The organism is Limnohabitans sp. INBF002 (assembly GCF_027924905.1).
Lineage (GTDB): Bacteria > Pseudomonadota > Gammaproteobacteria > Burkholderiales > Burkholderiaceae_C > Limnohabitans.
On record NZ_AP027055.1, the window covers coordinates 1,212,833 to 1,226,140 of the forward strand.

Sequence of the window (13,308 nt, forward strand, 5' to 3'; positions counted from 1 at the left end):
GAACGACGATGTCTTCAGCATTAGAAATTCGCGGCATTCGCAAGTGTTTTGGCAAGGGTGACAACACGGTGGAGGTGCTCAAACGCATCGACATCGACGTGGCCCCCGGTGAGTTCTTGATCTTGGTCGGCCCCTCGGGCTGCGGCAAGTCCACCTTGCTCAACATCATTGCGGGTTTGGAAGAGCCCACCGAAGGCAGCATTGCCATTGGCAACAAAAACGTGGTGGGCGTGCCGCCCGCGCAGCGCGACATTGCGATGGTGTTTCAAAGCTACGCGCTATACCCCACGATGAGCGTGGCCGAGAACATTGGCTTCGCCCTCGAAATCCGCAAAGTGCCCAAGGCCGAGCGTCAAGCGCGCATTGCCGAAGTGGCGGCCATGTTGCAAATTGAGCATTTGCTAGACCGTCGTCCTTCGCAACTCTCAGGCGGCCAACGTCAACGCGTGGCCATGGGCCGTGCTTTGGCGCGCAACCCACAGCTGTTTTTGTTTGATGAGCCGCTGTCTAACCTCGATGCCAAGTTGCGCGTGGAGATGCGTGCCGAAATCAAACGCTTGCACCAGCTCAGCGGCATCACCAGCGTCTATGTGACGCATGACCAAGTTGAAGCCATGACCTTGGGCAGCCGCATCGCGGTGATGAAGGGCGGTGTGTTGCAACAGCTCGGAACCCCTGATGAGATTTACAACCGTCCTGCCAACACCTATGTGGCGACCTTCATTGGTTCACCCACGATGAACTTGGTCGAGGGCAGGGCATCGGGCGAAGGGCAGTTCACAGTGGCAGGTGCACAACTGGCTTTGGCCGTGCCTGACAACGCCAGCAAACCTAGCTTGCTGGGTTTGCGGCCAGAACACATCCGTTTGAATGATGCCGCGCCTTGGCGTGGTGTGGTGAATTTGGTCGAGCCCACAGGTGCCGACACCTATGTGGTGGTGGACACGGCGGCTGGCAAAGTCACGGTGCGCGCTGCGCCGCAAACGCAGGTGCGCCCTGGTGACGCTGTGGGCTTAGAGATTCAAGTCGAATATGTGACTTGGTTTGACCAAGCCTCGGGCTTGCGTTTGTAAAGTTCAGGTGCTGCCGCGCACCATCAGTTCGTAGCCTACGTCCACGCTGGGCGTAGGCACATCCTCTTCACGCATCAGGTTCAGCAGCATCTTGGCTGCGGCTTCACCAATTGCGGCCCGTGGCGTGCGGATGGTGGTCAGGCCTGGGCCAACGAGATCGCTGCCTGTGAGGTCGTTGAAACCTGCAATCGCGAGCTGCTGAGGGACTTTGATTTTCAAGCGTTGAGCTGCCAACAACGCGCCTTGGGCCAAGTCATCGTTACAGAAGAAGATGGCGTCAATGCTGGGGTCTTGGGCCATGATGTGTTGCAGCATCTCACCACCCAAAGCCATGGATGACGGCGATTTGTTGGTGTAGCTCAAGGCCTTGTCATACAGCTTGGCCGCCTTGAGCGTTTTGCGCCAACCGTCCAAGCGCTGCATGGTGCGTGGGTCGAGTTGGGCCGCTGCAAAGGCAATGCGTTGGCGTCCACGTTGCAGCAAATGCTCGGTCAACGTCATGGCCGCTTGTGTTTGTGAGAACCCCACACTGTTGACATCAGGCGATTGGGCGAGCTCCATCATGTGCACACACGGAATGCCACTTTTTTCAATCAGCTCACGTGCCGCATCGCTGCGGTCTAGGCCTGTGACCAAGATACCTGCAGGGCGGTGCTGCAATTGTTCGCGTATGAGTTGTTCTTCTTCGCGCGTGTCGTAGTGGGTGATGCCAATCAAGGTTTGGTAGCCCGCATGGCGCAGTGTTTTTTGGATGGACTCCAACACGTCCACAAACAAGTTGTTGGACAGCATCGGAATCAACACCGCCACGTGGTCGCTGTGGCGCGAGGCGAGGGCGCGTGCGGCGGGATCGGGGGTGTAGCCCAGTTTCAAAGCGGCGGCTTTGACGCGGTCGGTCAAATCAGAGGCCACCGCACGTTCACCGCGTAACGCACGCGACACGGTGATGGGGCTGACCTTGGCCAAAGCGGCCACATCCGCCAGCGTGACGCGGCCTGTGGCGCGAGAACGGGTTTTGGTGGGCTTCATGTGGCTCAGGGTTTTTGCTAGGTTGGGAACTGTATGGTTTGTTTATGATAGCGCTATCCAAGAGTGAACGATGTGATGGTTATCACGGAGTTTGCTCTACTTTTTATCAAAATGGGATAGCGCTATCCAATCTATGAATGAATCTGAGTTGATGAGTCCTGTGGTCATCATGGGTGTGGCCGGTTGCGGCAAGTCCAGCTTTGCGGCAGCCTTGTCGCAAGCTTTGGGCTGGCAGTTGATTGAAGGGGACGAGTTTCATCCGCCTGAAAACGTCAACAAAATGCGCGCTGGCATTCCATTGACCGACGATGACCGTGCAGGTTGGCTGGATGTGTTGGCCAACGCGCTGGTGCAACGTGGCCCGCATGCGGTGCTCACGTGTTCGGCCCTGAAGAAAGCCTACCGTGACCGTTTGCGCCAAAGCGTGCCAGCCTTGCGTTTTGTACACCTGGACCTCACGCGTGAGCAATCCATCGCGCGTGTGACGCAACGACCCGGCCACTACTTTCAGCCCGCGTTGGTGGACAGCCAATTTGCGGCCCTAGAAAAACCAGTGGACGAAGCCGGTGTGTTCACCGCAGACGCCACGCAAAGTATTGAAACGATCCAGGCACAGGTGTGTGCTTGGTTGCAAGCCAAGGAGTGTGTATGAGTACCAATCAAACCACCTCACGCAGTCAGTCCATCGCGCACGTGATGATGGCCGCGTGTTTGGGTGTCATGGCGGTGGCCGTGTTTTTCAACGTGGTGTTGCGCTACGGTTTTGGCAGCGGCATTGCGGCGAGTGAAGAGCTCTCGCGTTTGTTGTTTGTGTGGATGGTGTTCATTGGTGCCACCGCAGCTTATCCAGCTGGTGAGCACATGGCCTTCACCAGCTTCGTCGCCGGTTTACGCCATCACCCCAAAACGCTCCAAGCCTTGACGATATTGATTCGTGCCTTGGTGATTCTGAGCTGCCTGATGTTGGGCCGTGGCGCTTGGCAGCAGGTGGAAGTGGGTTTGTCTAGCAACTCGGTGGTGTTGGGTTACCCCAATTGGTTGCTACCGTTGCCTGTGTTGTTGTCCTCATTGGCGATTGGCTTGATGGCACTCAAAGAATTGATTCAGAACAAAGCTATGGATTTTGACCACGGCGTGGACGTGGAGTAAACAGCATGACACCAGAAGCACAAGCATTCATAGTTTTCTCGGCGGGCATGTTGTTGCTCATGGGCATTGGCCTGAACATGGCATTTGCCTTGGTTCTCACAGGTGCAGGCATGGCGTGGACCCTTGATTTTTGGGACACCCAGTTGCTGGCCCAAAACTTGGTCGCGGGCGTGGACAGCTTTCCATTGTTGGCCGTGCCGTTTTTCATTTTGGCGGGTGAGTTGATGAACTCAGGTGGCATCAGCCGCCGCATCATCGACATGGCACAAGCTTGGGTGGGTCACATCCGTGGTGGTTTGGGTTTTGTGGCGATTGGCGCTGCGGTGCTCATGGCCAGCATGAGCGGTTCTGCCTTGGCCGACACTGCCGCGTTGGCCACCATTTTGTTGCCCATGATGAAGCGTCAGGGCTACCCCATGCACACCTCGGCAGGCTTGATTGCTTCGGGCGGCATCATTGCCCCCATCATTCCGCCATCCATGCCGTTTGTGATTTATGGCGTGACCACCAACACCTCCATCTCTTCTTTGTTTTTGTCTGGCATCGTGCCCGGACTGATCATGGGCATTGGTTTGATCGTGGCGTGGAAGCTTCAACTGCGCGACATGGATTTGCCTCAGGGTAAAAAGCTCCCCTTGATCGAGCGTTTGCACGCCACACGCAAAGCCTTCTGGGCCATGCTCATGCCGCTCATCATCATTGGTGGCATGAAGACGGGTATCTTCACGCCTACCGAAGCAGCCGTGGTCGCGGCGTTTTACGCCTTGGTGGTGGCTTTGGTGATTCACCGGGAAATGAAGCTGATTGAAATCCACGAGGTGTTGGTGCGTGCTGCCAAGACCACGGCTGTGGTGATGTTCTTGTGCGCAGGCGCACAAGTGGCCAGCTACATGATCACTTTGGCTGATTTGCCAACGGTGCTCACCGGATGGCTAGGCCCCTTGGTGGAAAGCCCTCGCGTATTGATGGCAGTGATGATGGTGACGTTGGTGCTGATTGGTACCGCTCTTGACCTCACGCCTACGATTTTGATTTTTGCGCCCGTGATGTTGCCCATCGCGGTGAAGGCTGGCATTGACCCCGTGTATTTCGGGTTGATGTTTGTGCTCAATGGCGCGATTGGTTTGATCACACCGCCGGTCGGCACTGTGCTCAATGTGGTGGCCGGTGTGGGACGTTTGTCCATGCACCAAGTCATCAAAGGGGTGAACCCGTTTTTGGTGACTTACCTCATCATCTTGACTGCGTTTGTTTTGTTCCCAGAAATCGTGACCGCCCCTGTGGCGTGGATGCGATAAGTTTTAACCCAAGGAGACTTCCCATGACTTTTCTTCGTCGAACCCTGATTGCTGCAGCCACCGTGGCCGTGGCCAGCGCCTCGTTTTCTGCCTTTGCGCAAGACATCAAGCCACGCTTGATTCGCTTTGGCTACGGCTTGAACGAGCAAAGCAACCAAGGCCGTGCAGCCAAAGTGTTTGCTGAGCAAGTGGAAAAAGCCTCTGGCGGCAAAATGAAAGTGCGCGCCATTGGTGCTGCCGCATTGGGCCCAGACACACAAATGCAACAAGCTTTGATTGGCGGCGCACAAGAGATGATGGTGGGCTCTACCGCCACCTTGGTGGGCATCACCAAAGAGATGGCTTTGTGGGACACCCCGTTCTTGTTCAACAACGTCAAAGAAGCCGATGCCGTGTTGGACGGCCCCATTGGCCAAAAAGTGATGGACAAGTTGCAAGACAAAGGCTTGGTCGGTTTGGCTTATTGGGAAAATGGTTTTCGTAACCTGACCAACAGCAAGCGCCCCGTGACTAAGCTGGAAGACTTGAACGACGTCAAGCTGCGTGTGATGCAAAACAATGTGTACCTCGACAGCTTCAAGCTCTTGGGCGCCAACGCCGTGCCCATGCCTTTCTCAGAGTTGTTCAGCGCCTTGGAAACCAAAACGGTTGATGGCCAAGAGAACCCGTACAACACCATTTTGTCGAGCAAGTTCTACGAAGTGCAAAAGTACTTGAGCGTGACCAACCACGTGTACAGCCCCTGGATCGTCACGGTGAGCAAAAAGTGGTGGGATGGCTTGAGCAAGACCGAACAAAAAATCTTGCTCGATGCCGCACGCGTGAGCCGCGACTTCGAACGTAAAGACACCCGTGACGAAGCTGCCAAAGCTTTGGGTGATTTGAAAGCCAAGGGCATGCAAATCAACGAGTTGTCGGTGGCTGAAGTCAACCGCATGCGTGACAAGCTCACGCACGTCAACGCAGGCATTGCCACCAACGTGGGCATGGACTTGTGGAATGACACACAGAAAGAACTGACACGTTTGCGTGCCAAGAAGTAATTTCTAACACCCCATGAGAAAAGCCACCCTCGGGTGGCTTTTCTTTTGTTTGAGTTGTTTCGCATCTATTGCGATTGATCAGAACTCAGCTTTGTTGATCTGCGATGCGCGCATGTTGCCGTTTTTCACCTTGTAGAGAGTAATTGAATAGCCCGATGCTCTTTCCTCGTCTACCCTGAAATTGAATGTCGAACTTGCCTTGGAATATGCTGTGTCGTTGCCAAAGTAGTCTTCATATCCGTACCACCTATGGCCAGATGCATATTTCAAGTGATAACGACCTTGCGGAACCATAGTGGACAAATCTCTGCCGCCTTCTACAAATATGCCCAACACGTTTGTGCCGGTTGTGGCATCAACGAATTTGACAAAGTAGCTTGAGCCAGTGGAAGTCTTAATCTCAAAAGGAACAACACTCGCCTGGGGCGGGCCATACCACTTCATCGCACCATGGGCAGGTTTAGCCAAAACTGGTGGTGCGTCTGTGAAATCCGAATCTGCCAGAGCATTGGGTGTTGTCTGGGGATGTGCTGCAGCCGGTGCGATCTTTGCGGGGGCGGCTACCGCCTTGTCTTTGATGGAGGGATAAAGGTCGTAGCAAGCCAAGGACGCAACCTGGCTGTTGGTATGAATCGCGCACTCTTCAGCATTTGCGTACCCAAATATGCGACTGTAAATTGGAGGGCTGAGTATGAACGCGAGACTGATCGCTGTCGCTAAGAGCACCCATAGGCTTTTACGCTTCTGTGCCTCAGCACGCTTCACAGCTTCCAGATTGTGGTTTATCTGATCGAGCACTTCAGCCGCTAGAACAAGCTCGTACTGTTCAAAGAATTCTTTGAAAGTAATGTCCCCGTCGTCGAATTGCTTCAACAGCTCGCGTTTATTCATAGTTTTCATGAGAGTTAAGTTGGGTCCGAGTAATTTTCGTTAGAAGCGCGCGTATTGCCTCTATCCAGTTTTTAGGGTAATCCTAAATAATTCTAATGGTGGATATTTCCCGAAAGACCTCTACTGGCCGCGTTTCTTCTGCTAGCCGATTTAAGTACCAACCCACCGATAAGTCGCACATATCATGTGCGACTTCTACCAATCACCGCTTGTCACTTAGCCTGTGTTGCGCAACCCTGCCGCAATGCCGTTGATCGAGATGTGAATGCCGCGTTGGGCTTTCTCATCACGGTCTTGCGGGCGCTTGCCTTCGCGGTAGCGGCGAATCAATTCGACTTGCAAATGGTGCAGCGGGTCGATGTAGGGGAAGCGATGGCGCATGGAGCGTTCCAGCGCGGCGTTGTTCACCAAACGTTGCTTGTCACCGGTGATGAGCTTCAAAGCATCTGATGTGCGGTGCCATTCGGCTTCAATCAAACCAAAAATCTTCTTGCGCAAACGGGTGTCGCTCACCAACTCGGCGTAGCGCGACGCCAAGCCCAAATCGCTCTTGGACAACACCATGTCGAGGTTGGACAAGAGCGAACGGAAGAACGGCCATTGGCGCTGCATTTTTTGCAACAAGGCCAGCGCGTCTTTGGGTTTGAGTGTGGGGTGTTGGTGGATGAACTGGTCCACAGCCGAACCAAATCCCAACCAGCCGGGCAAGGTCAAACGGCATTGGCCCCAACTAAAGCCCCAAGGAATCGCGCGCAAGTCTTCGATGCGCGGCGATGCATTGCCGCTCTTGGGACGCGCCGCAGGGCGTGAGCCAATGTTGAGCTCGGCAATTTCACGCAAGGGCGTGGAGGCAAAGAAGTATTCAGTAAAGCCCGGTGTCTCGTACACGAGGCCACGGTAAGCGGCCATGCTGGCGTGTGAGAGCCACTGCGCCGCATCCAAGAAAGCTTGCGGTGCTGGCTTGGTGGTTTGCAGCATCGTGGCTTCCAAAGTAGCCGCCACGAGGGTTTCTAAATTGCGACGGCCAATTTCGGGGTTGGCGTATTTGGAGCCAATCACTTCGCCTTGTTCGGTGAGGCGAATTTGCCCGCGCACCGTGCCTGGGGGCTGCGCCAAAATCGCTTGGTAGCTGGGGCCGCCGCCACGACCCACGGTGCCGCCACGGCCGTGGAACATGCGCAGCGTGATGTCGTGTTGTTTGAACAAGCCATCAAACAACGTGACCAAAGCAATCTCGGCGCGGTACAGCTCCCAGTTGCTGGTGAAGATGCCGCCGTCTTTGTTGCTGTCCGAGTAGCCCAACATGATGTCTTGCTCGCCGCCGCTGCGCTTGACCAAGTTGGCCACGCCGTCAATCGCGTAGAAGCCACCCATGATGTCAGCGGCACAGCGCAAGTCTTCGATGGTTTCAAACAAAGGCACCACGATCAAATCGCAGGTCGATGTTTTGCTGCCCAACGTGCCACGCATCAAACCGGTTTCTTTTTGCAGCAACAACACTTCGAGCAAATCGCTCACGGTCTCGGTGTGGCTGATGATGTAGTGGCGAATGGCATCTTTGCCAAAGGTCTCCAGCATCTCGCGTGCTGTTTCAAAAATTGCCAGCTCTTTGAGCGCGAGTTCTGAGTAGTTGGCACCCATCACACGCAGAGGGCGTGCATCGTGCAGCAGTTTGTTCAACGCTTCGACGCGTTGTGTTTCATTGAGCTTGGCGTAGTGTTTCTCCACACCTGCCGTAGCCAGCAACTCGGCCACCACCAACTCGTGTTGGTCAGAGCTTTGACGCAAGTCCACGGTCGCCAGGTGAAAGCCAAACACCTCCACCGCACGCATGAGCGGTGTGAGGCGCTGGGCCATCAAGGCGCTGCCGTGTTGGTGATGGAGTGAGTCCGCAATCACACACAAATCAGCCAGCAACTCTTGCGCTGACAGATAGGGGTTTTGTGGCGCTACCGCATGACGCGCAGCATCACCACCGGTCAGGTCTTTGAGCGTGGCGGCCAAGCGTGCATACATGCCGGTGAGGGCGCGGCGATACGGTTCGTCTTGGCGGTGCGCGTTGGTGTCGGGTGAGCGGTCAGCCAAGGCATGCATCTCAGGCGTGACATCAACCAACATGGCCGACATCGACAACTCAGTGCCCAAGTAATGCAGCTCGGTCAGGTAGTGGCGCAAGGCCACATCACACTGGCGACGCAAGGCGAAGCGCAGTGTGTCGGCGTTGACATTGGGGTTGCCATCGCGGTCACCACCAATCCATTGGCCCATGCGTAAAAAGCTGTGCACATGGGCTTGGCCCAGCTCGGCTTCGAGGTCGGCGTAGAGCTTTGGAATTTCGCTCAAGAACGTGGATTCGTAATAGCTCAATGCATTTTCAATTTCGTCTGACACGGTGAGCTTGGTGAAACGCAGCAAGCGGGTTTGCCACAGCTGCAACACACGTGCGCGCAATTGCATTTCGTTGGCGGCGAGTTCGCGCAGCGCCAAAGCATCAGGGGCTTTTGCAGAAGCGTGCAGGGCTGAGCGAGATTTGATGTCGTCACGCAAACCCAAGAGTTGCGCAATGCCACGCTCGGCATCCAAGATGCTTTTGCGTTGCACTTCGGTGGGGTGGGCTGTGAGCACAGGCGACACATGGCTGTGCGCCAATGTCTGCACGATGCTCTTAGGTGCAATGCCTGCTGCTTTGAGGCGACTGAGCGCCATGTGCAAGCTGCCTTCTTGCGTATCGCCTGCGCGTTCGTGAATGGCGCGGCGGCGAATGTGGTGGCGGTCCTCAGCCAAGTTGGCCAAGTGGCTGAAGTAGGTGAACGCGCGAATCACGCTAACCGTGGCTTCGGCGCTGAGCGAGGCCAAGAGTTTTTTCAATGCTTTGTCAGCGTTGGCATCCGAGTCGCGGCGAAACGCCACCGAGAGTTTGCGCACTTGCTCGACCAACTCATAGGCTTCTTTGCCTTCTTGTTCGCGAATCACATCGCCCAAGATGCGGCCTAACAGTCGAATGTCTTCAACCAAGGGACGTTCGTTCTCTTTGGCTTGCTGTGTGGCTCTGGCTGCTGCAGTGGGTTTGGCTTTGGCTGAAGTTTTGTCAGTCATGTGTTGCTCGTTTTGTGAAATGTGAATTCTTTGCTGTCTTGTTTTTGTGTGCTGTGCTCGCTTGGCTACAGGGGAATGCGCAGGTTCCTCATGCTGGAGTACCAGAAATCGTCACCTGCGCATTCCCCTGCAGCCAAGCTGCGAAGTCGCGAACTTGAAAGAGCAAGGGTGTGCAAGTGCACAGAAATGGGTGAAGCACGAAATGTCGAATGCAAATGCAGTGACTTTCTCTTCGATAACCAGAAGTGACGTAGCTGGCGGAGCGGCAGTTGACGATTTCTGGTACTCCAGCATGAGGAAACTGCCGCTCCGTCAGCTGCGTCACCGCAGCCGGAGACGGTTCTCCAGCCGTAGCCGGAGAAAACCCTACAACAGCGACAGAAGAAAAAGTTACTGCCATTGCGTCAACGACAAAGCCTGCGACGCACCCTGCAGTGCCGGCGACACAGGGCTGTGAATCACCCACGTCGGTACCTCTTGCAAATACTTCTTGAACCGACCTTTGGCCTCAAAACGTTCGCGAAATGGTGACGCATCAAAGCGCTCACCCAAGCGCGGCACGATGCCGCCGCCGATGTAGATACCTCCGCGTGCACCCAGCGTTAAAGCCAAGTCACCCGCGACCGAACCTAAGAAACCGCAGAACATATCCAACGCTTCGTTGGCTGTGGAGGTCGCTACTTCTTGTGCGCGCTCAATCACTTCGGCGGGCGTCGTAATTTCTCGGCCTTGACCGTCTTTCAAATCACACAGCGCGTGATACAGGTCTACCAAGCCCGCGCCAGAAATCACGCGCTCGGCAGACACATGGCCGTAGCGTTTTTGCAGTTGTTGAATGGCTGCAAACTCGTGTGCGGTGGTCGCGGTCAAACTCACGTGGCCGCCTTCGCCGGCGATGGGCATCCACTTGTTTTGATAGCCCACCGGAAACAAACCCGACACGCCCAAACCGGTGCCTGGGCCAATCAAACCAATGGCTGCATCAGCTGCAGCGGTGCCGCTGCCGACTTGGCGCTTTTGTGCATCGGGCAACAGCGTGAGCGACAAAGCGAGTGCAGTGAAGTCGTTGAGCAGCAGAAAGCGTGACACGCTCAAGCCTTCGCGCAAGGCATTCACTGAAAACTTCCAGTGGTGGTTGGTCATGGCCACTTGGTCGCCTGTGACGGGGTTGGCAATGCCGAAAGCAGCGCAGGGTGGGGCGCTTAAGCCTTGCGCATTGAGATACGTTTGTGCCGCTGCCAACAACGATTCGTGTTCGGCACAGGGCAGCACTTGCACGTGGGTGATGGGTGCGTCTTCAAGCGCTTGCCAACCAAAGCGGGCATTGGTGCCACCGATGTCTCCTAGCAAGCGTGGATACGCCTGCGCATGGGCCACGGCGGGGTCGCGTGACTCAAACATGCATCAGGCTTTCAGACGAGCTGCTTCGGCGGCTTCGATGTCCTTGGCCATTTTTTTGCCCAACTCCACGCCCCATTGGTCGTAAGCGTGGATGCCCCAGATGGCGGCTTGGCAGAACACTTTGTGTTCGTACAAGGCCATGAGCGCGCCCATGCTGCGTGGCGTGAGCGCATCCACCCAAATGGTGGTGCTGGGCACGTTGCCGGGGTAGCTGCGGTGTGGGGCCAAGCGTTGGACTTCTGCTTCGTCCATGCCGCTGTCGCGCAACTCGCGCATGGTTTCTTCGGGCGTACGACCAATTGCCAAAGCTTGCGCTTGCGCTTGCATGTTGAGCAACACCACGCGGTGGTGTTCAGCAGCAAACGGCAAGGGGCTGCGTTCGGTGCGCAAACCAATGAAGTCCATCGGCACCAAGTGTTTGCCTTGGTGGATGAGCTGGAAGTACGCGTGTTGGCCGTCAATGCCTAAGCCGCCCCACAACACGGGCGCAGTGGCCACTTCAACGGGGCTGCCATCGACGTGTGTGCCTTTGCCGTTGGACTCCATGTCCATTTGCTGCAAAAACGACGCGAACTTGCCCAAGGGCGAGGCATAGGGTGCAATGTTGTGGGTGGTGGCGCCCAGGAAATTGCGGTTCCAAATGCCAAACAAGGCCATGAGCAAGGGCAGGTTTTGGTCAGACGGTGCTGTCATGAAGTGCTCGTCCATCGCACGTGCGCCTAAGAGCATGTCTTGGAAGGCAAACGCGCCGATGGAAATGGCCAAAGGCAAACCAATGGCAGACCACACCGAGTAACGGCCACCGACCCAATCCCAAAAACCAAAGGTGTGTTCAGGGGTGAAGCCTTGCGCGGCAGAAATGTGTGGGTTGGCTGTCACCGCAATCAGGTGCTTACCCAGTTGGTCAGCGGGGCAGCCGCCGTCGGTCAACCAGCGCTTGGCAGACGCAGCCAAGGTCATGGTTTCTTGCGTGGTGAAGGTTTTGCTTTGCACCACAAACGCGGTGCGCGCAGGGTTGAGGTAAGCCAGTGCGGTGTACAGGCTCCAAGCATCCACGTTGGATACATAGTGCACGCGCACTTTGTTTTTGAAACTGTCACGCGTCAAGTGGCTGAGCGCTTCGGTGGTCATGCGAGGCCCCAAGTCAGAGCCGCCAATGCCGAGGTTCACCACATCGGTGATGGACTCGCCGCCAAAGCCTTTCATGTGGCCTTCACGTACTTTCTCGGCAAAGGTACACACGCGGTGCAACTCATTCGCGACTTGCTTGGAAATTTCATGACCCCAAGGCGGGTTGGGCACATGGCTGCCACGCAGGGCGACGTGCAACACCGCGCGTTGTTCGGTGGCGTTGATGGGTTCGCCTTTGAACATGGCTTGTGCTTGTGGCATGACTTGCGATTCGTTTGCCAACGCCAAAAGCTGTTGCATGACTTCACGTGTGACGCGTTGGCGTTCGTAGTCGATGCTGATGCCAGCGCCACTGGCGTGCAAGGCCGTGTTGCGTTCTGCACTTTTGAGCAACTCGCGCAAATGCGGTTGTGGGCCTTGGGCCAAGGCTTGCAGGGCTTGCCAAGCTTGGCGCTTGTGGGGAGGGACGAATGGAGTCATGTGTGGATTTTCGTCAAATTTAGTGGGTTTCTTGGCGCAACCAGATGAAACTTTTGATGGCGTGCTTGAATTAACTTAAACAGCGGCTGCGTCTGTGGCTTCGCGGGCCAAGCGGGTGATTTCGGCCCAATCGCCGCGTTCCACCACATCTACCGGCGTGAGCCATGAGCCACCGACCATGGCCACATTGGGTTGCTTCAAGAACTCACCCATGTTGGTCAGCGACACACCGCCCGTGGGGCAAAAACGCATATCGCCCAAGGGGCCGCCCAAGGCTTTGAGCATGGCCAAGCCACCGGCTTGTGCTGCGGGAAACAGTTTGACCAAACCAAAACCATAGTCACGGGCGGCCATCACTTCACCAGGCGTCATCACGCCGGGCATGAAGGGCAGCTTGCATTGAATCGCCGCTTGCACGAGCGCATCGGTCATGCCAGGTGAGAGCGCAAAGCTGGCTCCTGCGGCTTGCACGCGGGCCATTTCTTCGGCGCGTGTGACAGTGCCTGCACCCACGTGCATTTGCGGCACGTGTTTGGCGACTTGTTCAATCGCGGGCAAACCTGCGGCATGGCGCAAGGTGATTTCCATCACGTCCACACCGCCTTCGAGCAGGGCGTGGGCCATGGGCACGGCTTGGTCTGGGTGAGTGATGACGATGACAGGCACCACGCGTGAAGTGAACGCGGGACGGGTGAAAGCGGGGTTGAGTTGGGTCAT

Annotated in this window: 11 protein-coding genes; 5 read left to right on the forward strand and 6 right to left on the reverse strand. The window is 56.0% G+C overall.

Translation table 11 applies throughout. From position 1 onward, the window contains the following. Positions 1 to 8 precede the first annotated feature (8 nt). Positions 9 to 1,073 (forward strand): sn-glycerol-3-phosphate ABC transporter ATP-binding protein UgpC, encoded by a 1,065-nt coding sequence (gene ugpC, locus QMG15_RS06145; RefSeq protein WP_281789973.1) that lies wholly within the window; start codon positions 9 to 11, stop codon positions 1,071 to 1,073. Between the two features lie 3 nt (positions 1,074 to 1,076). Here the strand turns inward: ugpC and QMG15_RS06150 are convergent, their stop codons facing one another. Further along, on the reverse strand, positions 1,077 to 2,102 hold the full coding sequence (locus tag QMG15_RS06150; protein WP_281789974.1) for a LacI family DNA-binding transcriptional regulator: 1,026 nt from the start codon (positions 2,100 to 2,102) through the stop codon (positions 1,077 to 1,079). A 133-nt stretch (positions 2,103 to 2,235) separates the two neighbouring features. Here QMG15_RS06150 and QMG15_RS06155 point away from each other — a divergent pair, with 133 nt between their 5' ends. From QMG15_RS06155 to QMG15_RS06170, 4 genes are read left to right on the forward strand one after another with little or no spacing between them, the layout of a single operon-like run. Then, positions 2,236 to 2,754 (forward strand): gluconokinase, encoded by a 519-nt coding sequence (locus QMG15_RS06155; protein ID WP_281789975.1) that lies wholly within the window; start codon positions 2,236 to 2,238, stop codon positions 2,752 to 2,754. Further along, the gene (locus QMG15_RS06160) at positions 2,751 to 3,251 is read left to right on the forward strand and encodes a TRAP transporter small permease subunit (RefSeq protein ID WP_281789976.1); all 501 of its coding nucleotides are present in this window, start codon (positions 2,751 to 2,753) and stop codon (positions 3,249 to 3,251) included. Before QMG15_RS06155 ends, QMG15_RS06160 begins: the two co-directional genes overlap by 4 nt. Positions 3,252 to 3,256: 5 nt before the next feature. Beyond that, entirely contained in the window at positions 3,257 to 4,549 is a 1,293-nt protein-coding gene (locus QMG15_RS06165) for a TRAP transporter large permease subunit (protein ID WP_281789977.1), read from the forward strand. Positions 4,550 to 4,572: 23 nt separating this feature from the next. Then, positions 4,573 to 5,592 carry a TRAP transporter substrate-binding protein gene (locus QMG15_RS06170; RefSeq protein ID WP_281789978.1) on the forward strand — a complete coding sequence of 340 codons (1,020 nt, stop codon included), beginning with the start codon at positions 4,573 to 4,575 and terminating at the stop codon, positions 5,590 to 5,592. Positions 5,593 to 5,670: 78 nt separating this feature from the next. Here the strand turns inward: QMG15_RS06170 and QMG15_RS06175 are convergent, their stop codons facing one another. The 5 genes from QMG15_RS06175 to eda form a co-directional block, all read right to left on the reverse strand. After that, the gene (locus QMG15_RS06175) at positions 5,671 to 6,483 is read right to left on the reverse strand and encodes a hypothetical protein (RefSeq protein ID WP_281789979.1); all 813 of its coding nucleotides are present in this window, start codon (positions 6,481 to 6,483) and stop codon (positions 5,671 to 5,673) included. Positions 6,484 to 6,699: 216 nt separating this feature from the next. After that, positions 6,700 to 9,579, reverse strand: coding sequence for a phosphoenolpyruvate carboxylase (gene ppc / locus QMG15_RS06180; protein ID WP_281789980.1), 2,880 nt, complete (start codon positions 9,577 to 9,579; stop codon positions 6,700 to 6,702). 390 nt (positions 9,580 to 9,969) lie between these two features. Next, a complete protein-coding gene (locus QMG15_RS06185; protein ID WP_281789981.1) occupies positions 9,970 to 10,980 on the reverse strand; it encodes a glucokinase in 1,011 nt (336 codons plus the stop codon). Between the two features lie 3 nt (positions 10,981 to 10,983). Further along, positions 10,984 to 12,591 (reverse strand): glucose-6-phosphate isomerase, encoded by a 1,608-nt coding sequence (gene pgi / locus QMG15_RS06190; RefSeq protein ID WP_281789983.1) that lies wholly within the window; start codon positions 12,589 to 12,591, stop codon positions 10,984 to 10,986. Between the two features lie 75 nt (positions 12,592 to 12,666). Then, a complete protein-coding gene (eda, locus tag QMG15_RS06195) occupies positions 12,667 to 13,308 on the reverse strand; it encodes a bifunctional 4-hydroxy-2-oxoglutarate aldolase/2-dehydro-3-deoxy-phosphogluconate aldolase (RefSeq protein ID WP_281789984.1) in 642 nt (213 codons plus the stop codon).

What these genes read in the sequence shown, in the direction of transcription:
- ppc (WP_281789980.1), bottom strand. Translation starts at nt 9,579, where the DNA reads ATGACTGACAAAACTTCAGCCAAAGCCAAACCCACTGCAGCAGCCAGA.
- QMG15_RS06185 (WP_281789981.1), bottom strand. Translation starts at nt 10,980, where the DNA reads ATGTTTGAGTCACGCGACCCCGCCGTGGCCCATGCGCAGGCGTATCCA.
- QMG15_RS06150 (WP_281789974.1), bottom strand. Translation starts at nt 2,102, where the DNA reads ATGAAGCCCACCAAAACCCGTTCTCGCGCCACAGGCCGCGTCACGCTG.
- QMG15_RS06165 (WP_281789977.1), top strand. Translation starts at nt 3,257, where the DNA reads ATGACACCAGAAGCACAAGCATTCATAGTTTTCTCGGCGGGCATGTTG.
- pgi (WP_281789983.1), bottom strand. Translation starts at nt 12,591, where the DNA reads ATGACTCCATTCGTCCCTCCCCACAAGCGCCAAGCTTGGCAAGCCCTG.
- QMG15_RS06160 (WP_281789976.1), top strand. Translation starts at nt 2,751, where the DNA reads ATGAGTACCAATCAAACCACCTCACGCAGTCAGTCCATCGCGCACGTG.
- ugpC (WP_281789973.1), top strand. Translation starts at nt 9, where the DNA reads ATGTCTTCAGCATTAGAAATTCGCGGCATTCGCAAGTGTTTTGGCAAG.
- eda (WP_281789984.1), bottom strand. Translation starts at nt 13,308, where the DNA reads ATGACCCAACTCAACCCCGCTTTCACCCGTCCCGCGTTCACTTCACGC.
- QMG15_RS06170 (WP_281789978.1), top strand. Translation starts at nt 4,573, where the DNA reads ATGACTTTTCTTCGTCGAACCCTGATTGCTGCAGCCACCGTGGCCGTG.
- QMG15_RS06175 (WP_281789979.1), bottom strand. Translation starts at nt 6,483, where the DNA reads ATGAATAAACGCGAGCTGTTGAAGCAATTCGACGACGGGGACATTACT.
- QMG15_RS06155 (WP_281789975.1), top strand. Translation starts at nt 2,236, where the DNA reads ATGAATGAATCTGAGTTGATGAGTCCTGTGGTCATCATGGGTGTGGCC.